Source organism: Sphingopyxis sp. EU05-FHT14B03, from assembly GCF_058790875.1.
In genome coordinates this window covers 334,391-358,204 of record NZ_JBYTDC010000002.1, presented here as the reverse complement: position 1 = coordinate 358,204, position 23,814 = coordinate 334,391, and the positions used below count along the sequence as shown (strand labels likewise).

The window sequence follows — 23,814 nt, the reverse complement described above, 5'->3', positions numbered from 1 at the left end:
GAACGCGGCGATAGCCGGGCCGATACGATGAATATCACGAAAACATAAGAAGGCGGAGCCAAGAGCCCGCCACGCGGTCAGGTGGGACAATAGGGCTAGCCGCGGCACGCACTGGCGGTGTGCGGCGTAGCCTTTGGGCAATTAAGGGGACTTGTTAACATGCGTGATCTTGGACGAATTTGTCGGCCGCTGGGCCGTACATGCCGCTTCGGCGCGGTGATGACCGCGCTGGCGCTGGTTCACAGCGCGCCGGCGTTGGCACAAGAGGCCACCGCCACGCCGAACAGCGGCGAAGCGGCCCCCAGCGAGCAGATCGTCGTCACCGGCTCGCGCATCGCCCGCGACGGGTTCCAGGCCCCCACCCCGGTGATCGTGCTGACGAAGGAAGATATCCAGAACACCTCGCCGTCGAACAACATCGCCGACTTCGTCAACCAGCTGCCGCAACTCGCCGGATCGACGAAGCCCGGCAACTCGCGCCTCAACATCTCCAACGGCTCGGCGGGCATCAACGCGCTCAACCTGCGCAACCTGGGCGAGAGCCGCGTGCTGGTCCTCGTCGATGGCCGCCGGTCGGTCGGTTCGACGATCTTCGGCTGGGTTGATATCAACACTATCCCGCAGGCGCTGATCGAGCGCGTCGAACTGGTGACCGGCGGCGCATCGTCAGCCTATGGTTCGGACGCCGTCACCGGCGTGGTGAACTTCATCCTCAACAAGAAGATGGAGGGGCTGCGCATCAGCGGCGACATAGGGCTCACCGACAAGGGCGACGGCTTCAACTATTCGGGCAGCGTCGCTGGCGGCACCTCCTTCGCCGACGGCCGCGGGCATATCGTCTTCAACGCCGAAATCGCACATCAGGACGGCATCTACGAAATCGACCCCGGGGATCGGCCGTGGAACCACAAGGGCTATCTGGCCATTGCCAACCCCGCATATACGACGACCAATGGCCAGCCCGCCTTCATCACCTTCCGCGAGAATGCTGGTCAGACCAATCAGGCCCCCGGCGGCTTCATCACCGCATCGACCGGGACCTCGACCAATGCTTTGCGCGGCAATTATTTCGGCCAGAACGGCCAGGTCATCCCGTTTCAATATGGGTCGTTCAACTCGCCGGTGCTGAACACCAACGGCACTGGCTCCCCCGTCACGCGCACGGTCGGCGGAGACTGGCGCGTCAACGATTCGGGCCGCCGCATCGGCCTCGCGCCAAAGGACGACCGCTGGGGCGTCTATGGCCGCACCAGCTTCGACGTATCGGATGGCCTCACGCTGTTCGCCGAAGGGTCGTACAACAAGCAGGAAGTCTTCTTCAACGCCGGCCCCAACCTGGGATCGGCGACTCTCAACACCGTCGGTTGCACGACCGTCCCGGTCCCGACCACCTGTAACGCCTTCGCCTTGCAGACGCTGGGCGCGGCGCGGCTCACCGGCGTCAACAGCATCAGCATCACGACCACCGCGGCCGACCTGCCGTTCCGCGGCATCAATAACAAGCGCCAGGTCCAACGCTACGTCATCGGTGCCGAGGGCGAGTTCGACGCCTTCGGCAAGGCGGCACGCTGGGACATCTTCGGCCAATATGGCCGCTCGGATGTGCGCGAACAACTCCGTAACATCATGCATGTCACGCGCATGGCGAATGCGACGAATGCGGCCTTTGCACCCGCCGGCAATGCGGGCGGCTATGCCGTCGGATCGATCCAGTGCCTGATCAACGTCGACACCGACACCACCAACAATGACCCGACCTGCGTGCCGCTCAATCGCCTTGGTATCGGCGTCGCCAATCCGGCGGCGATCGACTATGTGCTGGGCGATCCGTTCCGCAAGCAGGTGCTCGAACAATATGTCACGGGCGCCAACCTGTCGCTGACGCCCTTCGCCACCTGGGCGGGCGACGTCAGCATCGCGATCGGCGGCGAATATCGCGAAGAGAAGATCCGCGGCAGCGTGCCGACCGAGTTCCAGCCGATCGCGACGGTCGACGCCAATGGCCGGCCCGGATTCCGCAACGCCTGGTCGGTCGGCAACTATCTGCCGTTCAAGGGCAGCTATAATGTGAAGGAAGCCTATCTCGAAACGCTGGTCCCGCTGGGTTTCGGCCTCGAATTCAATGGCGCGGTGCGCGCGACCGATTATTCGACGTCGGGTTATGTCACCACCTGGAAACTCGGCGCGACCTGGGCGCCGATCGAGGACATCCGCCTCCGCGTGACGCGGTCGCGCGACATTCGCGCGCCGAACCTGAACGAGTTGTTCCAGGCCGGCACCGCGAACAGCGATTCGGTACGCAATCCCAAGTTCAATTCGGCCGATCCGAACAGCGGTCCGCAATTCTTTCCCTATTCGGGCCTGACGACGGGCAACCTCGCGCTGGAACCCGAAAAGGCGGATTCGTGGAACATCGGCGGCGTGATCACGCCGCGCTTCCTGCCGGGCTTCAGCGCATCGGTCGATTATTTCCGTATCAACCTGCAGGATGCGATCGACACGATCAGCGCGCAGGAAGTGGTCAACCGCTGCGACGAAGGGGTCCAGGCGTTCTGCGACGCGATCACCACCGATCCGACGCGCTCGACCCCGACGGTGCCTTATCTGCTGATCCGTACCCAGCCCTTCAACTATGTGCGCCGGCTGGTGCGCGGCATCGACTTCGACGCCGCCTATCGCCTGCCCGTGGGTGAAAGCAGCAGTATCACGCTGAAAGGGACCGCGACGCGCTACATCGAGAATCTGGCGGAAACGGGCATCGCCGGGACCACGCCGGTCAACACGGTGGGGGCGAACGGCGGTCAGGCGAGTACACCGAAGTGGATCTTCCGCGCCAACGCCAATTATTCGACCCCGACCTTCTCGGGCACCGTGACCGGTCGCGGCGTCAGCTCGGGCAAATATCTGGCGAACGCGATCGAATGCACAAGCGGCTGCCCGACCTCGACCAGCCAGAACCCGACCTATGACAACAACCGCGTCAAAGGGACGTTCTACGTCGACCTCAACCTGACTCAGAAGATCAAGGTCGGCAACGCATCGGAGGCGGAGTTCTTCTTCAACGTCACCAATCTGTTCGATGCCAACCCGCTGCTGCTGCCCGAAACGGGCCTCGCGGCGAACAGCACCTTTTCGGACCTGCTGGGTCGTACCTACCGCGTCGGCGTCCGGTTCAAGCTGGACTGACGCGCATCCAACCAAGGGAGAAAGGGGAGCCGGCGTTGCTCCCCTTTTTTTTGGTCGATGTGGAGACCTTGACGCGGCGCGAAACCAAAGCGCAGGTTCGAAAACTCCGCATATCGGCCATGATACAGCGTCTATATGTCGCCATATCGGCTTAGCTCTGGCGAATTCGAACGCCGCACCGTAAAGGCGCGGCCATGAGGATCGCGATCATCGACACCAGCACGACGCGCGCCGCGATCATCTCGGATGGCCTGCGCGAGGCCGGACTCGACGATCTGGTGCTGATCGATCCCGCCGGGCCGCTCGTCGCGCAGGTCGAGGCCGCGAAGCCCGAGGTTGTCCTGATCAACCTCGAAAACCCCAGCCGTGACCTGCTTGAGGATTTCTTCGCGATGTCGCGCGCGCTTGCGCGCCCGATCGCGATGTTCGTCGACCAGAGCGATGCCGAGGTGACGGGCGCGGCGATCGATGCCGGCGTCTCGGCCTATGTCGTCGACGGCCTGTCGAAGCAAAGGATCAAGCCCGTTGTCGAGCTTGCCGTCCGCCGCTTCCAGGCCTTCTCGCGGCTCCAGCGCGAACTCGACGATGCCAAGAACGCGCTTGCCGAACGCGCGGTGATCGACAAGGCCAAGGCGATCCTGATGAAGCGTCGCCAGGTCGACGAGCCCGCCGCCTATGCCCTGCTGCGTGGGCAGGCGATGCGCACCAACCGCCGGATTTCGGAAATCGCCGAAGCCATCGTGACCAGCGAAGCGCTGATGGGAGACATGGAATGACCGCCGAGCGCTTCCGTATCGGCTTCCTGCCGCTCGTCGACGCCGCGCTGCCGATCCTCGCGCACGAACTGGGCTTCGCGGCGCGCGAAGGCGTGGCGATCGAGCTGGTGCGCGACATGACCTGGGCGACGGTGCGCGACCGGCTGCTCTACGGCCATACCGATGCCGCGCACATGATCGCGCCGCTCGCGATCGCCACCGCGCTCGGGCGCGACCGCCCGGCGGTGCCGCTTGCCGTCCCCTTCGTCCTCGGCCTCAACGGCAATGCGGTCACCTTTTCGACCGCGCTCGCCCGCGCCGTCGGGCTTGGCGGGGCGCTCGGCGATCCGGCGGCGATCGGTGCCGCGCTCCGGACCGTCGCGGCGACGCGCAAGGCGGCGGGCAAGCCGCTGCGCTTCGGGGTCGTCCACCGCTATTCAAGCCACAATTACATGCTCCGTTACTGGCTCGCCGGGGTCGGCGTGCGTCCCGACAGCGACGTCGAGATCGTCGTCACCAGCCCGCCCTTCGCCGCCGATGCGCTCGCGGCGGGCGAGGTCGACGGCATCTGCGTCGGCGAGCCGTGGAACTCGATCGCGGTCGACCGCGGCGTCGGCCATATCGCGCTGGCGACCGCGCAAATCTGGCGCCGCGGCGTCGAAAAGGTGCTCGCGATGCGCGAGGAGACCATCGACGAACGCCGCGACGCGGTCGAAGCGTTGCTCCGCGCGCTGCACGCCGCCGCCGCCCATTTCGTCGCGCCCGGTACCGCGGAGGAGAGCGCCGACATTCTCGCGCGCCCCGAATATCTCGATGCCTCGCGCGATGCGGTGTTGCGCGCGATCACCGACCGCGTCCGCGTCGAGCCCGGCGGCGCGCCGATCCACTATGCCGATTTCATGTTCCAGTATCGCGAGGCCGCTAACTTCCCCTGGCGCAGCCAGGCCGCCTGGCTCTATTCGCAGATGGTGCGCTGGGACGATATCGGCTTTGCGCCCGGCGATGCCGCGACCGCGGCGGCGGTCTTCCGTCCCGACATCTATCGCGCCGCGCTGGCGGGCTCGGGCGCCCCGCTCCCGGGAGCCAGTTCGAAGCTCGAAGGCGGGCTCGACGAGCCGATCGGCGCGGGCTCGACGCAGGGCCGCCTGATGCTCGGCAGCGACCGTTTTTTTGACGGCCGCGCCTTCGATCCCGACGATATCGAGGCCTATCTCGCTGAACTTCCTTAGCTTTCGAGCCTATGCTGCACCTGCGAAATAACAGCTTGCGGCGCGGGAGCGAATCAGGCAGTCTTGAGGCACTCGGCAAGGCTGCCGGGGCAGGATAAAGCGGCGACGGCTCCAACGAGGGGGCTGGCCCGCGCGGCACATGGGGAGCCTTTCCCCATAATCCAACAGGCAATGAAGCCGTCAGGATGCGCCCGCGTGGCCGCCGTCCTGGCGGCTTTTTTATTGCCCGTCACACAAGGGGACGGACGATGACGACGATCAGCGGGGGCAGCGGAACGGGGCCCAAATCGAATTTCTGGACCAGCGGCCACTGGCCGACTTTGGTCGCCGCCTTTCTCTATTTCGACCTCGCCTTCATGGTCTGGGTGATCCTCGGCCCCCTCGCCCCCGCGATTTCCGAAGACCTCGGCCTCAGCCCCGCGCAAAAGGGGCTCATGGTCGCGGTGCCGACGCTGGCAGGGGCGCTGCTGCGCGTCGCCAACGGCCTACTCGTCGACCGCATCGGGCCCAAGCGCTCGGGCGCGATCAGCCAGCTCATCGTCATCGCCGGGCTGTTCACCGCCTGGGCCATGGGGGTCCACAGCTTCGCCGGCACCCTCGCGCTCGGCGTGATCCTCGGCTTCGCCGGCGCCAGCTTCGCGATCGCCCTCCCCCTCGCGAGCCGCTGGTACCCGCCCGAGCATCAGGGCAAGGCGATGGGCTTCGCCGGCATGGGCAATTCGGGCACAGTGCTCGCCGCGCTCTTCGCCCCCGGCCTCGCCAAGCTGTTCGGCTGGAACGCGGTGCTCGGCCTCGCCTGCATCCCGCTGACGATCGTCTTCTTCGTCTATCTCGCGATGGCGAAGGACGCGCCGAACGCGCCCGCGCCGAAGAAGCTGGTCGATTATTTCGAACCGCTCAAGACCGCCGACGCCTGGTGGCTGATGGCCTTTTATTCGGTGACCTTCGGCGGTTTCGTCGGGCTCGCCGCCTCGCTCCCCATCTATTTCACCGACCAGTTCCACCTTACCCCGGTGATGGCGGGCTATTGCACCGGGGCCTGTGTGTTCGCCGGATCGCTGGTGCGCCCGATGGGCGGCGCGCTCGCCGACCGGATCGGCGGGGTGAAGGCGCTGATGATGGTGTTCGTCGTCGCCGCGCTGGCGCTCGCCGGGGTGCCGCAGGCCGCAACCCTGCCCGCCGCGCTCACCCTGTTCGTCATCGCGATGCTCGCGCTCGGCACCGGCAACGGCTCGGTCTTCCAGCTCGTGCCGCAGCGCTTCTCGGCCGAGATCGGGGTGATGACCGGGCTCGTCGGCATGGCGGGCGGCGTCGGCGGCTTCTACCTCGCCTCCTCCTTGGGCTTCGCCAAGCAGTGGAGCGGCAGCTTCGGCCCCGGCTTCTACATCTTCGCGGGGCTCGCGGTCGTCGCGCTGGTCGGGCTGATCTTCGTCAAGGGCCAGTGGCGCGCGACCTGGGGCGCGGCCGAAGGCGTGCGGATCTAAATCATGACCCGCACCCTCTTCATCCTGCTGGCGCTGGCGCCGGCCGGGGTGGCGCACGCCCAGGACGTCACCCTCAAGCCGCTGGGCGAGGCCCGGCTCCGTTACGAGAGCGTCGACCAGGACGGCCTCGCCGCCGAAGCCGACGCCCTGACCCTGCGCGTCCGCGCCGGGATCGAGGCGAAGGCCGGGCGCTGGTCGGCGCTCGTCGAAGGCCAAGGCAATCTCGCCCTCGTCGACGATTATTTCGACGGTCTCCACGGCGCCGCGACGCGGCCGCTGGTGGCGGATCCCGAGAATATCGCCCTCGCCCGCGCCCAGCTCCGCTACGCCTCACCGACCTTCGCCCTCACCGCGGGGCGCCAGCGGATCGCGCTCGACGACGAGCGTTTCGTCGGAGCGGTGCCCTTTCGCCAGAACGGCCAGAGCTTCGACGCGCTGCTCGCCGAAATCACCCCGGCGAAGGGCGTAAAGGCCGATGTCACCTATGCGTGGAGCGTGCGCACCATCTGGGGGATCGACGGCGCCGGCGCGCGGCAGCAAGCGGTGTCGGGCGACAATCTCTTCGCCAATCTCGGCGTCGCGACGCCGATCGGCAAGGCCGTCGCCTTCGCCTATCTCGTCGACCAGGACGAGGCCGCGATGCAGGGCTTCCGCATGTCGAGCCAGAGCTATGGCCTGCGGCTCGACGGCAGCCAGCCGCTCGGCAAGGCGAAGATCGCCTGGCAGCTGAGCTATGCGCGCCAGTCCGACTGGCACCGCAATCCCAATAGCTATTCGGCGGATTATTACCTCGCCGACGTCGGCATAGACTTTGGCGGCCCCCGGGTCGGCGTCGGGTACGAGATACTCGGCGCCGACAAGGGTACGGCCCTCACCAGCTTCCAGACCCCGCTCGCCACCGGGTTCAAATATCAGGGCTGGGCGGACAAATTCCTCACCACCCCGCCCGACGGCGTGCGCGACCTATATGCGAGCGCCGGCTGGGGCTGGAAGGCGGTCGGGCCGCTCAAGGCCGTGACATTGCAGGCGGTCTACCACGACTATCGCAGCGACCGCGCCTCGCGTTCCTATGGCGACGAGATCGATCTGCTCGCCAGCGCCAAGCTCGGCAAATTCACCGCATCGGCGCGCTACGCCCATTACGATGCCGACACTTTCGCCACCGATACCGACAAATTCTGGCTGCAACTGGACTGGATGCTCTGATGGAACACCGCCCTCTCAAACCCGAAGTCGACACGCGCGAGCATCTGGTCGTCATCGGCAACGGCATGGCCGGCTGCCGCGCGGTCGAGGAACTGCTCGCGCGCGATCCCGCCCGCTACCGTGTGACGATCTTCGGCGCCGAACCGCGCGTCAATTACAACCGCATCATGCTTTCCCCCGTGCTCGCGGGCGAGAAATGCTTCGACGACATCGTGATCAACGACGCCGCATGGTACACCGACAATGGCATCGCGCTCGTCGCGGGCGCCCCCGTCGCAGCGATCGACCGCACGGCGAAGACGGTGACGACGCGCAGCGGGCTCGTCGAGACCTATGACCGACTGCTGATCGCGACAGGCTCCGATCCCTTCATCATCCCCGTGCCGGGCAAGGACCTGCCCGGCGTCATCGCCTTTCGCGACATGGACGATGTCGAGACGATGCTGGCGGCGGCGGATGCGGGCGGCGATGCGGTGGTGATCGGCGGCGGGCTGCTCGGGCTCGAGGCGGCGCACGGCCTCAGCCTGCGCGGGATGAAGGTCACGGTCATCCACCTGATGCCGTCGCTGATGGAACGCCAGCTCGACGAAGCGGCAGGCTGGCTGCTCAAGAACGCGCTCGAAGCGCGCGGCCAGACGATCCTGACCGGCGCCGACACCGCCGAGATCGTCGGCGACGGCAGGGTCGAAGGCGTGCGACTCAAGGACGGTACGCTGATCCCCGCCAGCCTCGTCGTCATGGCGGTCGGCATCCGCCCCTCGGTCGCCCTCGCCCGCGACGCCGGCCTCGCGGTCGGGCGCGGCATCCAGGTCGACGATCATATGGTGACCAGCGACCCCGCCGTGCTCGCGGTCGGCGAATGCGTCGAGCATGACGGACAGGTCTATGGCCTCGTCGCACCCTTGTGGGATATGTGCCGCAGCCTCGCCGACGGCCTCGTCGAGAAACCCAGCGGCTATCGCGGCTCGGTGACCTCGACCAAGCTCAAGGTGTCGGGCATCGACGTCTTTTCCGCCGGCGACTTCTCGGGCGGCGACGGGTGCGAGGATATCGTGCTGCGCGACGCCAGCCGCGGCGTCTACAAGCGCGTGATCGTCAGGGACGACCGCATCGTCGGCGCCGTCCTCTATGGCGACACCGCCGACGGCGGCTGGTATTTCGACCTGCTCAAGAAACAGGAGGATGTATCGCAGCTTCGCGACCTCCTGATCTTCGGCCAGGCCTTCGCCGCGGGAGGCGGCGCTGCGGACCCTAAGGCGGCCGTTGCAGCGCTCTCGGACGATGCCGAGATTTGCGGCTGCAACGGCGTCACCAAGGGCCAGGTCGTCTCGTGCATCGCCAAGGGCGCGCACAGCCTCGACGCCGTCCGCGGCACCTGCAAGGCGTCGGCGAGCTGCGGGTCATGCACCGGGCTCGTCGAAAACCTGCTCGCGCTGACCCTCGGCGACGATGTCCAGTCGGGCCCGAAGACGATGTGCAAATGCACAAGCTTCGGGCACGACGACGTCCGCCGCGAGATCGTGGCGCAAGCGATGCGCTCGATCCCAGAGGTGATGCAGAAGCTCCACTGGACGACCCCCGACGGTTGCTCGTCGTGCCGCCCCGCGCTCAACTACTATCTGCTCTGCGCGCTGCCCGGCGACTATGTCGACGACCAGCAGAGCCGCTTCGTCAACGAGCGGATGCACGCCAATATCCAGAAGGATGGCACCTACTCGGTCGTCCCGCGCATGTGGGGCGGGCTCACCAACCCGACCGAGCTGCGCGCCATCGCCGACGTCGTCGAAAAATATAACGCCCCGATGGTCAAGGTCACCGGCGGCCAGCGGCTCGACATCTTCGGGATCAGGAAGGAGGATCTGCCCGCCGTCTGGGCCGACCTCAACGCTGCCGGAATGGTCTCGGGCCACGCTTATGGCAAGTCGCTGCGCACCGTGAAGACCTGTGTCGGGTCCGAATGGTGCCGCTTCGGCACGCAGGATTCGACCGGTCTCGGCGTCAAGGTCGAACGGATGAGCTGGGGCAGCTGGATGCCGCACAAGTTCAAGATCGCTGTCTCGGGCTGCCCGCGCAACTGCGCCGAGGCGACGATCAAGGATTTCGGCATCGTTTGCGTCGACAGCGGTTACGAACTCCATGTCGGCGGCAATGGCGGCATCCATGTGCGTGCTACCGACCTGCTCTGCAAGGTCGCGACCGAGCAGGAGGCGATGGATTATTGCGCCGCCTTCATCCAGCTCTACCGCGAGGAAGCGCGCTACCTCGAACGTACCGCGCCTTGGATCGAGCGCGTCGGGGTCGATTATGTGAAGGCACGGATAGCCGACGATTCTGCTGGTCGCGAGGCGCTCCGCGCGCGCTTCCTCTATTCGCAAAGCTTCAGCCAGGACGATCCTTGGGCGCAGCGCGCCGAAGGCGCCGAAGCCGAACATCACGCACCGATGGCGCGCTTCATTCCGCAAGGAGAATATGCATGACCACCGCCGAATGGCTCGACATCGGCTGGGTCGACCAGATCCCCGTGCGCGGCAGCCGCACCGTGCAGGTCGCAGGGGGCGACGACATCGCGGTCTTCCGCACCGCCGAGGGCAAGGTCTTCGCGCTGCTCGACCGCTGCCCGCACAAGCATGGACGGCTGTCGCAAGGCATCGTCCATGGCGGTGCGGTCGCCTGCCCGCTCCACAATTGGCGGATCAGCCTGTCGACCGGCGAAGCGCTCGGCGACGACAAGGGCTGCACCCCGACCGTCCCCGTCAAGATCGACGGCGGCCGCGTCCTCATCTGCCGCGCGGGCACGCTGAAGGCGGCCGCCTGATGGTCGAGGCGGTCCGCACCACCTGCGCCTATTGCGGCGTCGGCTGCGGCATCCGCGCGACGGTGACCGGCGAGCGCACGGTCGAGATCGCCGGCGACCCCGATCATCCCGCCAATCGGGGCAAGCTCTGCTCGAAGGGCACGCATCTCGGCGAAACCGTCGGCCTCGAAGGCCGCCTGCTCCACCCGATGATCGGCAACAAGCGCGCGAGCTGGGACAAGGCGCTCGACCTCGTCGCCAAGCGCTTCAAGGAGACAATCGCGCGCCACGGCCCCGGCAGCGTCGCCTTCTACGTCTCGGGCCAACTGCTCACCGAGGATTATTATGTCGCGAACAAGCTGATGAAGGGCTTCATCGGCACCGCGAACATCGACACCAATTCACGCCTTTGCATGTCGAGCGCCGTCGCGGGCCACACGCGCGCCTTCGGCGAGGACATCGTCCCCGCCACCTATGACGATCTCGACGCCGCCGACCTGTTCGTGCTCGTCGGGTCGAACACCGCCTGGTGCCACCCGATCGTCTACCAGCGCATCCGCGCGCGCTGCGAGGCGGGCGCCAAGCTCGTCGTCATCGACCCGCGGCGCACCGAGACCGCCGAGGAAGCCGACCTTCACCTCGCCATCCGCCCCGGCAGCGACGTCGCGCTGATGAACGGGCTGCTCCAGCATTGCCGCGAAGCCGGCGTCGTCGACGAAGACTATCTCGCCGCGCATGTCGCGGTACCCGCCGAATTTTGGGACCAGCTTGGAGAGGGGAACGACCTGTGGTCGGTGGCACGGACATGCGACGTGCCGGCCGCCGACCTCAGGCGTTTCTATGAGCTGTTCGCCGCAACGCCGCGTAGCGTCACGATGTTCAGCCAGGGGATCAACCAGGCGACCGCCGGAACCGACCAGGTCAACGCGATCCTCAACCTCCATCTCGCGACGGGGCGCATCGGCAAGCCCGGTGCCGCGCCCTTCTCGATCACCGGCCAGCCCAATGCGATGGGCGGGCGCGAAGTCGGCGGACTCGCCTCGACGCTCGCGGCGCATATGGACTTCGCGCCCGAAAACCGCGCGCGTGTCCAACGTTTCTGGGCCGCGCCGACGATCGCCGAAAAACCCGGATTGAAGGCGGTGGATCTGTTCCGCGCCGTCGGCGAAGGCCGGATCAAGGCTTTGTGGGTGATGGCGACCAACCCCGCGGTGTCGATGCCCGACGCGAACCGCGTGCGCGAAGCGCTGGCCGCCTGCCCCTTCGTCGTCGTCAGCGACGTGATCGAAAAGACCGACACCGGGGTCTTCGCGCACGTCCGCCTGCCTGCCGCGGCGTGGGGTGAAAAGGACGGGACCGTCACCAACAGCGATCGCACGATCAGCCGCCAGCGCGCGCTGTTTCCGCTGCCCGGCGAAGCGATGCCCGACTGGTGGATCGTCAAGGAGGTCGCGCGGCGGATGGGGTGGAAAAACGCCTTCGCCTATGACCGCGCCGCCGACATCTGGCGCGAGCATTGCCGCCTTTCGAATTACGACAACGACGGCGCGCGGCTGTTCGCCCTGCCCGGCGCGGCTCAGGGAGGCAATGCCGCGTATGACGATATGCGGCCCTTTCGCTGGGGCGGCGAACATCCCTTTGCCGATGGACGCTTTTCGACCGACGACGGCCGCGCACGCCTCGTTCCCGTCGCGCAAAAGCCGCTGCCCGAACCGCTCGCCAAATGGCCGCTGACGCTCAATACTGGGCGATATCGTGATCAGTGGCACACGATGACGCGCACCGGCCTCGCGCCGAAACTCGCGCGTCACCGCGAGGAGCCGCTCGTCGAGGTCCACCCCGACGACGGCGCGCGCCTCGGCCTCGCCGACGGCGGCCTCGCGCGCATCGAAACCCCGCAGGGCTACAGCCTCTACCGCGTCACCTTCTACCCCGGCCAGCGCCCCGGCGAGCTGTTCGTGCCGATCCACTGGACCGACCGCACCGCGAGCGGCGGCCGCACCGGCCTGCTCCCCCGCCCGCTCGTCGATCCCGTGTCGGGCCAGCCGGGGTTCAAGCGCACCCCCGCATCGATCGCCGCGGTCGCCCCCAAATGGCGGGGCTTCCTCCTGCTCGCGCGCGAGCTTAGTGAGCCCCCGCGCTGCCTGTGGGCGACGCGCGTCGCGGTGCCTTCCGGCGTACTTTGGGAACTCGCGGGTAATGGCGACCTCAAGAGCATCGAAGCGCTGCTTCCCAAGGGCGAACGCATCGAGGCGCAGGACGCTGCGCGCGGCACGCGCCGTATCGCGATCGTCGCGAACGGCCGCCTCGCCGGCGCGCTGTTCGTCACCGAGAGCGGCGAATTGCCGCCGCGCGACTGGCTGATCGCCCAGCTGTCCGCGCCCGAGGTCGCCCCCACCCTGCTCGCCGGCCGCGCGCCCGGAATGCAGGCCGACCGCGGCCCGATCATCTGCGTCTGTTTCGACATCGGGCTCAAGACGATCGTCGGCGCCATCCGCGACCAGGGCCTGGCCGAGGTCGCGGCGATCGGCGCCGCGATTGGCGCCGGCACCAATTGCGGATCGTGCCGCCCCGCGCTCGCGCGCATCCTGACCGAGGAGACCAGTAATGCCGCCTGACGATTTCGCCCCCGGCGCGGTCTGGCTTGTCGGCGCCGGTCCCGGCGACCCCGAGCTGCTGACGATGAAAGCGGTTCGGTTGATCGCGGCGGCGGACATTGTCTTTTACGATGCATTGGTCGGCCCGGACATTCTTGCCCTTATCCCGCCGCATATCGAACGCGTCGGGGTCGGCAAGCGATCGGGTCGCCATTCGAAGGACCAGCAGACGATCGACGCGATGCTCGTCGCCGCCGCGGCGGCGGGCAAGCGGGTCGTGCGGCTGAAGGGCGGCGATCCGTCGCTGTTCGGCCGGTCGGCGGAGGAAATGACGGCGCTGCGCGGCGCCGGGCATGTCGTCCATGTCTGTCCGGGCATCACCGCCGCCAGCGCCGCCGCCGCCTCGGCGGGCGTGTCGCTCTCACTGCGCGGCGTGGCGCGCGACGTCCGTTTCGTGACGGCGCACAGCCGCCGCGGCGCAGCGCTCGATCTCGACTGGCCGGCGCTCGCTGCGGCAGGCACCACCCTCGCCTTCTATATGGGGCGCGAAGCCGCGGGCGAAATCGCGCGCGGATTGGTCGATGCCGGAATGCCCGCCGCGACGCCGGTGCTGGTCGTCTGCAACGTCAGCCTTCCCGACGAAAGGCAGCTCGCGACGCGCCTCGATCTTCTCGCGCTCGCGACCCGCGCGCTGGCCGCCGACGCACCGACGCTAATCCTCGTCGGCGAAGCGGTCGGCAAGGCACCGTCCCCGCACCCAGCCCCGGTCGCCGAAACCGAGGTGGCCTACGGCCGGTAAGGGACGGAATCGGGAAGGATGACGCCAACCGTTTTTGCATAGCTTGCCCAGGCCTCCACCAATTCGGTCCGGCGTTCGGGCTCGGCGAGCGACAGGTCGCGGGTTTCGCCGGGATCGCGGGCGATATTGAACAGGCGCCAGGTCCCGTCGCCGATGTCGGTGAGTTTCCACTCCCCGCGGCGATAAGCGCGCGATCCGAACAACTCCGCGCCCACGCCATCGTCAGGACCATAGACAGGGGCCCGGGGATCGCGCAGCCAGCGGACCCATGACCGGCCGGTGATCGGGCGGACCGCGCGATCGCCGACCCTCGTCGCCGTTGCATCGACCCCGGCAAGTTCGAGCACGGTCGGCGCGATATCGGCGACCGATCGATATTCGGTCGCGGCGCCGTCACGCCGGGGAATGCCGAACCCGCTGACGAAAGCCACGGCGCGCGTGCCGCCTTCGCTTTGATAGCCCTTGGTGAGCCAGGAAGGCGCGGTCGCAGCCTGGGCCCAACCGGCGCCATAGGTGAGATAGGAGGTCGCCGTGCCGCGATTGGCGAAGCCGTTGTCGGCGCCTTTCAGCGCACCTGCCAGCATTTCGGCGCCGGTAGTCTCGGCGTCGAGCGCCTCGGCGCCATTGTCGGCGAGGAAGATGATCACCGTATTGTCGAGTTCGCCCGCGGCGCGCAAAGCCTCGATCACGCGGCCGACATTCTGGTCGAGCCGGTCGACCATTGCGGCATAGATTTCCATATTGCGCGCGGCGAGGCGTTGCTGCCCGGCGGTCAGCGAGTCCCAGCTGCCGTCGCGGTTGCGCGGCGTGTGGGCCGCAACGCCGGGCGCCAATATGCCGAGTTCGCGTTGGCGCGCCAGGCGCCGTTCGCGCAGCACGTCGAAACCCTCGTCGTACCGCCCCTTGTAGCGGGCGATATCCTCGGGCGGCGCCTGCAGCGGCCAATGCGGCGCGGTGAAGGCCAGATAGGCGAAGAAGGGGCGCTCGCTCTCCCCGGTCACTGGCCGCTCGCCGAGAAAATCGACCAGGCGCGTCGCGAAATAATCGCTCGAATAGAAATCCCGCGGCAAGCGCGTCAGTCGCTCTCCCTGCTCGGTATAGGTCGCCCGGCCACCCTTTTCCGGATCGGCGTCGATCCCGAAATGATTATGCCCACCCTGCAGCAAGGCGAAGCTGCGTGCGAAACCGCGCGCGTGCGGATCCTGCTCAGGGGGCAGACCAAGGTGCCATTTGCCCGAAAAGAGCGTCTGATAACCGCCAGCCGAAAGCCGCTCGGCCAGCGTCGCGACATCGCTGCGCAAATAGCCTTCATACCCCGGTTGATCCTTCTGGTTCGGGCGTATCATCTCGGCCATCGTACCAAGGCCGGCGAGGTGATTGTCGGTGCCCGAAAGCAGCATCGAACGTGTGGGCGAGCAAGTCGGCGCGGTGTGAAAACCGGCGAGGCGAATGCCCGCGAGCGCCAGCTTGTCGAGATGCGGCGTCCTGATCTCACCGCCAAAGGCCCCGAGGTCCGAATAGCCGAGGTCGTCGGCGACGATGACGAGGAAATTGGGACGGCGCTCGGCGGCCGTGGCGGAAAGCGGCACGCCGATGGTCCCAAGGGTCAAGGCAAGAACGAGAAAGCGGCGGATCATGTTGGCGTCCGTTCGATCGAAACAAAGGGGCGGTGCGCCCGGGCGAATGGAACCCGAGCGCACCGCAGACAGGACCGGCGCAGTCGCAGGATGGGAGAGGAGAGTATGGGCGCCGGCCCATAATGCGTCAGGCCGGTTCGTATTGTACCGCCTTTTCCTTGCGCGCCGTCCGGCTGGTGCGGCCGTCGATCGCGACAGGGGTGTCGCCCGCGATCGTCGCGCGGCGCAGCGTGCGGCGCCGCAACCCGAAGTCGGCAACGGCGCGGTGCTGGGTCGCCTGATTGTCCCAGATGGCGACGTCGCCTTCGCGCCAGCGCCAGCGCACGACATTTTCGGGCTTGGTAATATGGTCCTGCAGGATGGCGAAGAGCCGCGCCGAATCCACCCCGTTCAACCCGACGAACTGCTTGACGAAATGCCCGAGCAACAGGCTGCGCTGGCCGCTGACCGGATGGACGCGGACCACCGGATGCTCGGTTTCATAGACGGTCGAGGCAAAGACGTTGCGATGGTCCTTGATGCGCTTGGCGGCGCTTTCGCCGTCAGGGGCGCTCTGCAGGATCGCCGCATAGTCGTAGAGGTTGGTGTGCGTCGCCCACAGCGTGTTGACGAGCTGGCGCAGCGTCTCGGGAAGCCCTTCATAGGCGGTCTCGCCATTGGCCCACAACGTGTCGCCGCCGGCTTCGGGGATCGTCAACGCACGCAGGATCGACGCCTTGGGATAGGCCTCCACGAAGGTCACGTCGGTGTGCCAGCTCGACGCCGCATAGCCTTCCTTGCTGTCGAGTTCGAGCAGGTAGCGCGACCCATCGGCGACCGGCACCGTCGGATGGGCAACCGGATCGCCGAGCGATGCGGCGAAATCCTCATGCTCCTGATCGGTCAGATGCTGCTGGTCGCGAAAGAAGAGCACCTTGTGGCGCACCAGCGCCGCCTGGATCGCCTGCACCGTCGCGGCGGGCAGATCGCCCGAAAGCTGGACGCCGTTGACGACGGCGCCGATGGTGCCGGTCACGGGCGTGACGTCGAGGTCGATTTTCTTGTCGCGAGCATTGGCGTAGCTGTTGTGAAGGTCCGTCATGATCAGTCTCCTTTGGGGGTTGGACGGCGGGCTATCCGGGAAGGGCGGGATCGGGCGGAACCGGTCGGGGCCTTCGGCGAATTTCGGGAAGGGGCGGCGCGGATCACAGCTTCGTCCGCAGCGTCGCGCCTATGGTGCGCGGTTCGCCGATCAGCGCGGTGACGATGCCGGTGTTCTGCGCCGACAAGGTCTGGAAATAATCCTTGTCGAACAGGTTGCGCGCCCAGATCGACAGGTCGAACAACCCGTCGTCGGTGCGGATGCCGATACGCGCATTGGCGATGCCGAACCCGGGGACATCGGCATAGCGGCTGTCGCTCGACGAAGTATTGAAGGTCGAGCGGTGCGAGTAATCGGCGTGGGCGTAGAGCGACAGGTCGCGTCCACCGAGCGCGCCGAGCGGTGCTGACGCGTCGCCGCCCAGCGTATAGGTGAATTTGGGCACGCCGGGCAGTTGCTCGCCGGTCAGGTCCTGCTTGCCGCTGAGGTTGAGCCTTTCGGGCGCCTGCGGTGCGTTCGGATAATCGCTATAGGTCGTATCGGCGTAGGCGGCCGACGCATAGAAGCTGATGCGATCGGTCGGCGCCGCGACCAGATCGGCCTCGACCCCGCGCGAACGGACGCCGGGAATATTGGCGATATATTGACGGAAATTGACGGTGCTTCCGATCTGCTCGGTGATTGCCGTCTGATAATCGCTGATCTCGGTCCAGAAACCCGCGAGGTTGAACGTTACCGCACGATCGAGCCACTGGGTCTTGACCCCGATTTCGTAACTGTCGACCTTTTCGGGCGCGACGTTGGGGTCGACGCCGACGGGCAGGCTGGTCAGGTTGAGCCCGCCGGACTTGTTGCCGCGCGAATAGGTCGCATAGCCCAGCGCGTCGTCGGAGAACTGCCACGACAGCGTCGCGAGACCCGACACACTGTTGTCGCTGAAGCTGGTCGAATAGTCGGTGACGGGATTGAACTGGGTCCTCAAGATCGCCGCGTCGCGCGCGATATCGGCGGGCAAGGTCGACAAGTCGACGCCCGCCACATGATATTGGTGAAAGGATCCGCTCTTCTTTTCACGCGTATAGCGAAGCCCCGCGGTCAACGTCAGGCGATCGGTGAACTTCCAGTCGAGTTGGCCGAATAGCGCATAGCTTTTGGTGCGCGGGTCGGAGGTCGAATTCGCCTCGAACCCGTTGACCGCCGCTTCCCACGTGGCGAGCGAGAAGGGCGATGCCGGCGGCCGGTTCCATAACGCCGCGGCGGGCCCATAAGCCGTCGCGCCCTTGCCACGGATCACCTGCCAGAAATAATAGGCGCCGACGACATAGTTGATCGGGCCGGTGCTGTCCGATGCGAGACGGACTTCCTGGCTGAACTGACGCTGCCGGTTCGCCTGCTGCGCCTTGGTGATGACCGGCAGCGACGTCGAGTCGCCGTCGTTGGCGGGGTTCCAGTCCCACCAGCGATAGGCCGTGATCGACGTCAGCTTGGCGCCGCCAATATCCCAGTCGACCTGCCCCGACACGCCATAACCGTCCATGTTCGACTGATAATGGCCGTCGGCCTCGCCGCGCCGCGCGAAGGGATCGATGGTCGGAAAGCTATATCCGGGGAAGCGCGCCGCACGCTGCGCGAAGTTGTTCGGGATCGCGGCACCATTGTCATAGGTGCCGAAATACTCAGCGAAGACGTTGAGGACATGGTTCTGCTTCTGGCGCGCGAAGTCGCCGATGATCCGCACTTCAACGTCGGACGAGGGGGTGAAAAGCAACTGCCCGCGCAGGCTCCAGTTCGAATAATCCTGCGCGCGTTCATTCTGGGTATCGTTGTAGAGAAACCCGCGCCGTTCGGTCGCCGAGCCGCTGACCCGGATCGCGAGCAGGTCCTGGACGATCGGACCCGAGGCCGAAGCACGCAGCTGATAATAGCCATAATCGCCGACGCTCGCCTCGCCCGAGAATTCGGGGTCGAAGCTCGGCTTGCGCGACGCGATGTTGATCGCGCCCGAGGTGGTGTTCTTGCCGAACAACGTTCCCTGCGGTCCGCGCAAAACCTCGATCTGCTGAAGATCGACGAGGTCGAACTGCGACTGACCGACGCGGCCGTAATAGACATTGTCGATATAGAAACCGACGCCGTTCTCCAGCCCGTCGTTGGTGAGCGCGACATTGCTGCCGAGGCCGCGGATATTGATGTTGGTGTTGCGCGGGTTGAAGCTGAACACCTGCAGGCTCGGCACGAGTTGCTGGACCTGGGTCAGCGTGTAATTGCCGGTCTTCTCGAGCGTTTCCGCGCCCACGACCGACAGCGCGATCGGGACGTTCTGCGCGCTTTCGTCGCGGCGGCGCGCCGAGACGATGATTTCGCTGCCGTCATAGCTGTCGCCGGCCGCTTCGGCCGAGGCTTCACCATCGATGATGGTCGCGGCGTCGGTGGCGGCTTCGGTGGCCGCGGCGGGCACCGCGTGCCATGCCACGGCGGCGCCGAGCAACAATTTGAGCCGGTGGTCGGGAGAGAATTTCGTCGTCATATTTTGTCCCCGGGCGGCGTTCCCGCCCCCTTTTTGATGTGTTTGAGATGGGCGCTATGCGCCGCGCCGGATCCTCCGCTCGCCAGACCGTCGCCCCACAAAGCGCGAGCCGCGCTGCGCAGGGACGCAGGATAGCGAGCCAGATCCGACAGGTCGGATTGGGTCAGCAAAGGCATGGTTTCACCTGTCGCCGACGCGCAGGCGCCGGACGCTGGACCGTGAGCCCTCGCGTGAGGGATATCGGCCACGATGAAAGAAAGGCGCCGCCGCGCGGAGGGGATGCGGTGGTCCGCTATCCCGCGCACAGGAAGGGCGAAGGTCTAGATGATGATACTACACATGCGCATCGCAATACCCCATCTGGGGGAACGCAATGCCTGGCGCTGTCGCCCGAGCATCACGCGCTTTAGCCGTTGGTAACGCGGAGCAAGCTGCTTTCCCGTTCAAAAGCCGCGGGTCGAAGAGGAGCGGGAGAGCCCGTCACCCGTCTCGACCAGCTCCGAGTGACAATCTCAACTTAAAAGATTGATATTGGAGTCGTCAATGGCGGACCGCGGTTTTTGCGGCAAAGAAAATCTTTGAGACGATGAACCGAGGTCTTTCAGACCGGTCATGCCAGCATCGCGTCCATTCCCGTCCGCGAGCGGATCGACGCTCGTCAGGCCGGATCGCCGCCGCCGGACAGCAGCAGCAGCGACAGATATTCGTTGATCGGGGCTGGAAGCGGAACCGGACCTGCGGGTCCGGTCGAGACGACGACGCTGTCGGCGCAGCCGATGCATTTGCCGCCGACGAACAGCCCCTGCCCGATGACGAGCGAACGCTCGCCGACGCGGACGATGCCGGTCGCGACGTCGATGGTGCCGGGGTAGCGCGCCTGTCCCAGAAAGGCGGTGTCGACATTAGCGATCACCAGCGCCGGACTGTCTTCCTTGGCGACCTGCACCCGCGCTTCGGCGAGCAGTTCGAAACGCGCTTCCTCATAAAATTGCCCGGTTGCAACATTGTTGAGGTGGCGGAACATGTCGAGGTCGGAAAAGCGGATCGGCACCGCCTTGTGCAGCGGGTAGGAGCCGGGATCGAGGCGGGGCGGCGTCGGTTTCATCGCGTTTCCAATCTGTCGCGCCACGTCATCAGCGCGGCATGGGTCGCTTCGGTTACCTCGCGCTGGGGGACGTGGCCGCAGGCGGGGATCATATGCAGCACGGCATCGGGCAAAGCGGCCGCCATGTCGCGCGAACGATCGGGAGCGACGATCGCATCGTCCTCGCCCGCGAGCACCAGCGCCGGAACGGCGATGCCGGCGAGCAGGCCGCAACGGTCGACGCGCGTCGAGGCCGCCGCCTGCTGCTCGGCGAACCGTTCGGCCCCGCAGCGCAGCAGCATCGCATGGGTGTCGGCGAGCAGACCGGCATCTGCCCGGCTGGTGCGCGACAGCATCGCGCGGGCAAGACGGCCCGCCAGCAGGCCAAAGTCGTCGCGCGCCTGCATGATGGCCGCTTGCCGCCCTGCCCTGGCTTCGTCGCTGTCAGCGGTGCAGGCGCTGCTGAGCATCGCAAAGCCCGTCAGCCGTTCGGGGACACGCGCGGCGAGTTCCAGTGCAACATAGCCGCCCATCGAATGACCGCAGAGCGCGAAACGGTCGGGCAGGTCGGCAAGGATCGCCTCGGCCATCGCGTCGATGGTTGCGCCGCGCGGCACGAAGATGCGGTCGACGGGCATGCCTTGCCAACTCGCCTCATCGGTGGCGATGCCGCAGATCGCGATTACCGGTGCATCCACCTGCCCTCTCCTCTCGCGTCGGTGCTGCTACTCCTCGACGATTCCCGCAAGGTCGCGCGCGAAACCTTTCTTGGTTTCGACATCCATGCCGCGCAGGATCTGGATGCGCTGCGCCTGCGGCGAGCCGGCGCCGTGCATCGATTCGGTGAGGTAACCGACAGCGTTGCGCCCCAAGGTCATATTCTCGATCAACCGCAGGATGCGCTGGCGATATTCGACCGGAACATTGTGTTTGCCCTTCATATATTTCTCGAGGATCGGGCCGATCGTCTCATTCTTGAAGTCGGCGTCCGACGGCATCGTCACCATGATGCCGCCGGCGAGATCCTGCGCGAGGCGCGAAATCTCGTAAGGGAAGCGCGTCACATTATGCTTGCACACATTGGCGAGCATCGCGTCGTTCATGAAGATACCCGACGGCAGCTGTTTCGCCTCATGGCTCGATGCGATGGCGGAGGAATAGATCGTCTCGTTGAGGTGTGTCATCTCGACGAGCTTGTCCTTGATATGGCTCGCCGCCTCGGCGCCGTTGTAATCGGCGACCTGCGCCGCGGCGCCGACCATCACGTCGCCGAGCCCGGTTTTGCAGACATAGGAGGCGCGATGGTATGAGGTGAAGCGCGCGACCATGTCCTGTGCGAACTCATATTCGCCGTCCATCAGCACATGTTCGTGCGGGATGAAGACATTGTCGAAGACGACGAGCGTTTCCTGCCCGCCGAAACGCGCATTGCCCTGGTCGATGTCGCCCGCCTCCATCGCGCGGGTGTCGCACGACTGGCGGCCATAGATGTAGGTGAGGCCGGTCGCATCGCCCGGCACCAGACCGACGATCGCGAAGTCGCGGTCGGCCTCGCCCATGTTCATCGTCGGCATCACGCAAATCCAGTGCGAGTTCAGCCCGCCGGTCATATGCGCCTTGGCGCCGGTGACATAGACGCCCGCCTCGGTGCGTTTGACGACGTGCAGAAACATGTCGGGGTCGGCCTGTTCGTGAGGACGTTTCGAGCGGTCGCCCTTGGGGTCGGTCATGCCCGCGCCGATGATGATGTTCGCGCGCTGGGCGTGGCGCATGAAGTCGAGGTAGCGCTGGTGGTAGGACGTGCCGTGCTTCGCATCGATGTCGTAGGTGATCGAGTGGAGGACGCTGATCGTGTCGAGTCCGGCGCAGCGCTGGAAGCAAGTGCCGGTGAGCTGGCCCATCTTGCGCTGCATGCGGTTCTTCATGACGAGGTCTTGCGGCGAGCCGACGATGTGGAGGAAGCGGTTGACCGGTGCGTCGATCAGGTCGCTGTGCGCGGTCGCGAGCTCGGGGTCGGCGACCGCGAGGTCATAGGTCATTTTGAGCGCGTTGATCGAGGGGCGGATGATCGGGTGGTCGACGGGTTCCGCGACGCGCTCGCCGAACAGCCAGACCTCGACGCCGCGGTTCCGAAGCGAGGCGACATAGTCGTCGCCGGTGACGATCGGGGCGAAGCGCGCCCAGCGATCGGCGGCACTTTCTTCGCGGGGATGGATGGTCATGCGCAGTCTCCCATTTTGTCTATCTTCACGCATATCGCGGAGACGCGGTGTCAAAACAGGGCATGACAGGCGAGGAAAACTCACCATAATGCGCAGCCATCATGGCGACGATCGACGGCTATTATTTTCAGGTTTGCACGAAGGGCGCCGAGCGCGCGGGCAAGCACGTGCGCGATCTGGTCGCGGGGACCGGATTGGACCCCGCGGATTTCGCGACGCCGGGGTGGCGCGGGTCGGCGGAGGCGATGGCGCTGCTGGTGCGCAACATCTGGGCGGCGCTGGACGATGAGTTTATGGGCCATACCGCGCGGCGGGTGCGGCCGGGGAGCTTCGCCTTCGCGTGCGAGCTGGCGCTGGAGGGGGCCGACGTCGCCGACGGGCTGGCGCGAGCAGCGCGGTTCTACAACCTACTCGATGCGGGCATCGCCACGGGCGTGCGGGCGACGGCGGCGGGGCTTGAGGTCGAGGTGCGCTTCGACCGGCCCGATCTCGATCCCGACCATTATTTCGGCGAATTCTGGATGATCATCTGGCACCGGCTCGCCTGCTGGCTGGCGGGCGAGACGATTTCACTGCTGTCGGCCGAGTTCGATTATCGACGCCCCGACGCCTATTTCGAGGAGTTCAAATATCTCTTCCCGTGCCGTCATCGCTTCGACGGCGCGGCGCGGCGAATACTGATGGACGGACACGCGCTGCACGCACCGATCCAGCGCACGCGGGACGAACTGGAGGCGATGATCGCGGCGGCGCCGCTCGACATCATGACGATCCCCGCGAGCGATGCGAGCGTCGCGCGGCGGGTGCGGCAGTATCTGACGCGCAGCCCCGATCTGACGCTGGAGGAACTGGCGGTGGCGACCGGGCTGTCACCGCACAAGCTGCGCCGCCTGCTCCGCGCGGAGGGCATGACGCTGGCGACGATCCGCGAGAATGTGCGGCGCGACAAGGCGATGCGGTTGCTGACGAGCGGCAATGCGACGGTCGAGGCGATCGCCGAGATGCTGGGTTATGCCGAAGCGCGGAGCTTTACGCGCGCGTTCCGGCAGTGGACGGGACGGTCGCCTTCGGCGTGGCGGGCTGGTGGGTGATGGGGTGGACAGCGGCGTTGCTTAACCCGTCGCCCCCGCGAAGGCGGGGGCCACTGGCCGCCTTGCTCAACGAGCGCTGCGCAAAACGATAGCGGCCCCCGCCTTCGCGGGGGCGACGACTT

General features: G+C 66.3%; 16 protein-coding genes. 10 read left to right on the top strand and 6 right to left on the bottom strand.

All coding sequences use genetic code 11. From position 1 onward, the window contains the following. Positions 1–159 precede the first annotated feature (159 nt). The 9 genes from AC3WS4_RS10780 (at position 160) to cobA (ending at position 14,050) form a co-directional block, all read left to right on the top strand. A complete protein-coding gene (locus AC3WS4_RS10780) occupies positions 160–3,186 on the top strand; it encodes a TonB-dependent receptor plug domain-containing protein (RefSeq protein WP_492738855.1) in 3,027 nt (1,008 codons plus the stop codon). A gap of 194 nt (positions 3,187–3,380) precedes the next feature. After that, complete coding sequence (locus AC3WS4_RS10775) at positions 3,381–3,962, top strand: ANTAR domain-containing response regulator (RefSeq protein WP_492738861.1); 582 nt, start codon at positions 3,381–3,383, stop codon at positions 3,960–3,962. Then, positions 3,959–5,170: an ABC transporter substrate-binding protein gene (locus AC3WS4_RS10770; protein ID WP_492738865.1), complete on the top strand. Its 1,212-nt coding sequence runs from the start codon at positions 3,959–3,961 to the stop codon at positions 5,168–5,170. The genes AC3WS4_RS10775 and AC3WS4_RS10770 overlap by 4 nt, the downstream gene beginning before the upstream one ends. Positions 5,171–5,418: 248 nt before the next feature. Further along, on the top strand, positions 5,419–6,654 hold the full coding sequence (locus AC3WS4_RS10765) for a nitrate/nitrite transporter (RefSeq protein WP_492738869.1): 1,236 nt from the start codon (positions 5,419–5,421) through the stop codon (positions 6,652–6,654). 3 nt (positions 6,655–6,657) lie between these two features. After that, positions 6,658–7,860, top strand: a complete 1,203-nt coding sequence (locus AC3WS4_RS10760) for an alginate export family protein (protein WP_492738875.1) — start codon at positions 6,658–6,660, stop codon at positions 7,858–7,860. Then, a complete protein-coding gene (gene nirB / locus AC3WS4_RS10755; protein ID WP_492738877.1) occupies positions 7,860–10,337 on the top strand; it encodes a nitrite reductase large subunit NirB in 2,478 nt (825 codons plus the stop codon). Before AC3WS4_RS10760 ends, nirB begins: the two co-directional genes overlap by 1 nt. Continuing rightward, positions 10,334–10,675 carry a nitrite reductase small subunit NirD gene (gene nirD, locus AC3WS4_RS10750; protein ID WP_492738879.1) on the top strand — a complete coding sequence of 114 codons (342 nt, stop codon included), beginning with the start codon at positions 10,334–10,336 and terminating at the stop codon, positions 10,673–10,675. Before nirB ends, nirD begins: the two co-directional genes overlap by 4 nt. Continuing rightward, positions 10,675–13,272 (top strand): molybdopterin-dependent oxidoreductase, encoded by a 2,598-nt coding sequence (locus tag AC3WS4_RS10745; protein WP_492738881.1) that lies wholly within the window; start codon positions 10,675–10,677, stop codon positions 13,270–13,272. Before nirD ends, AC3WS4_RS10745 begins: the two co-directional genes overlap by 1 nt. After that, positions 13,262–14,050 (top strand): uroporphyrinogen-III C-methyltransferase, encoded by a 789-nt coding sequence (cobA, locus tag AC3WS4_RS10740; protein WP_492738883.1) that lies wholly within the window; start codon positions 13,262–13,264, stop codon positions 14,048–14,050. The genes AC3WS4_RS10745 and cobA overlap by 11 nt, the downstream gene beginning before the upstream one ends. Here cobA and AC3WS4_RS10735 read toward each other — a convergent pair. The 6 genes from AC3WS4_RS10735 to AC3WS4_RS10710 form a co-directional block, all read right to left on the bottom strand. Continuing rightward, complete coding sequence (locus AC3WS4_RS10735; RefSeq protein ID WP_492742773.1) at positions 14,038–15,660, bottom strand: arylsulfatase; 1,623 nt, start codon at positions 15,658–15,660, stop codon at positions 14,038–14,040. The two genes, cobA and AC3WS4_RS10735, sit on opposite strands and share 13 nt — an antisense overlap. Before the next feature lie 154 nt (positions 15,661–15,814). Then, entirely contained in the window at positions 15,815–16,768 is a 954-nt protein-coding gene (locus AC3WS4_RS10730; protein ID WP_492738890.1) for a TauD/TfdA dioxygenase family protein, read from the bottom strand. 103 nt (positions 16,769–16,871) lie between these two features. Next, positions 16,872–19,295: a TonB-dependent receptor gene (locus AC3WS4_RS10725; protein WP_492738892.1), complete on the bottom strand. Its 2,424-nt coding sequence runs from the start codon at positions 19,293–19,295 to the stop codon at positions 16,872–16,874. Between the two features lie 658 nt (positions 19,296–19,953). Next, positions 19,954–20,400: an acyl-CoA thioesterase gene (locus tag AC3WS4_RS10720; RefSeq protein WP_492738894.1), complete on the bottom strand. Its 447-nt coding sequence runs from the start codon at positions 20,398–20,400 to the stop codon at positions 19,954–19,956. Further along, complete coding sequence (locus AC3WS4_RS10715) at positions 20,397–21,077, bottom strand: alpha/beta fold hydrolase (RefSeq protein WP_492738896.1); 681 nt, start codon at positions 21,075–21,077, stop codon at positions 20,397–20,399. Before AC3WS4_RS10715 ends, AC3WS4_RS10720 begins: the two co-directional genes overlap by 4 nt. A 27-nt stretch (positions 21,078–21,104) precedes the next feature. Next, a complete protein-coding gene (locus AC3WS4_RS10710) occupies positions 21,105–22,601 on the bottom strand; it encodes a 4-hydroxyphenylacetate 3-hydroxylase family protein (RefSeq protein ID WP_492738898.1) in 1,497 nt (498 codons plus the stop codon). Positions 22,602–22,702: 101 nt separating this feature from the next. Here AC3WS4_RS10710 and AC3WS4_RS10705 point away from each other — a divergent pair, with 101 nt between their 5' ends. Then, the gene (locus AC3WS4_RS10705; RefSeq protein ID WP_492738900.1) at positions 22,703–23,692 is read left to right on the top strand and encodes an AraC family transcriptional regulator; all 990 of its coding nucleotides are present in this window, start codon (positions 22,703–22,705) and stop codon (positions 23,690–23,692) included. The last annotated feature ends 122 nt before the right edge of the window (positions 23,693–23,814 follow it).

Excerpts from the sequence above, each read along its gene's own strand:
- AC3WS4_RS10705 (WP_492738900.1), top strand. The coding sequence starts at position 22,703 with ATGGCGACGATCGACGGCTATTATTTTCAGGTTTGCACGAAGGGCGCC.
- AC3WS4_RS10720 (WP_492738894.1), bottom strand. The coding sequence starts at position 20,400 with ATGAAACCGACGCCGCCCCGCCTCGATCCCGGCTCCTACCCGCTGCAC.
- AC3WS4_RS10775 (WP_492738861.1), top strand. The coding sequence starts at position 3,381 with ATGAGGATCGCGATCATCGACACCAGCACGACGCGCGCCGCGATCATC.
- AC3WS4_RS10760 (WP_492738875.1), top strand. The coding sequence starts at position 6,658 with ATGACCCGCACCCTCTTCATCCTGCTGGCGCTGGCGCCGGCCGGGGTG.
- AC3WS4_RS10780 (WP_492738855.1), top strand. The coding sequence starts at position 160 with ATGCGTGATCTTGGACGAATTTGTCGGCCGCTGGGCCGTACATGCCGC.
- AC3WS4_RS10725 (WP_492738892.1), bottom strand. The coding sequence starts at position 19,295 with ATGACGACGAAATTCTCTCCCGACCACCGGCTCAAATTGTTGCTCGGC.
- AC3WS4_RS10765 (WP_492738869.1), top strand. The coding sequence starts at position 5,419 with ATGACGACGATCAGCGGGGGCAGCGGAACGGGGCCCAAATCGAATTTC.
- cobA (WP_492738883.1), top strand. The coding sequence starts at position 13,262 with ATGCCGCCTGACGATTTCGCCCCCGGCGCGGTCTGGCTTGTCGGCGCC.
- AC3WS4_RS10770 (WP_492738865.1), top strand. The coding sequence starts at position 3,959 with ATGACCGCCGAGCGCTTCCGTATCGGCTTCCTGCCGCTCGTCGACGCC.
- AC3WS4_RS10710 (WP_492738898.1), bottom strand. The coding sequence starts at position 22,601 with ATGACCATCCATCCCCGCGAAGAAAGTGCCGCCGATCGCTGGGCGCGC.
- AC3WS4_RS10730 (WP_492738890.1), bottom strand. The coding sequence starts at position 16,768 with ATGACGGACCTTCACAACAGCTACGCCAATGCTCGCGACAAGAAAATC.
- AC3WS4_RS10745 (WP_492738881.1), top strand. The coding sequence starts at position 10,675 with ATGGTCGAGGCGGTCCGCACCACCTGCGCCTATTGCGGCGTCGGCTGC.
- nirB (WP_492738877.1), top strand. The coding sequence starts at position 7,860 with ATGGAACACCGCCCTCTCAAACCCGAAGTCGACACGCGCGAGCATCTG.
- nirD (WP_492738879.1), top strand. The coding sequence starts at position 10,334 with ATGACCACCGCCGAATGGCTCGACATCGGCTGGGTCGACCAGATCCCC.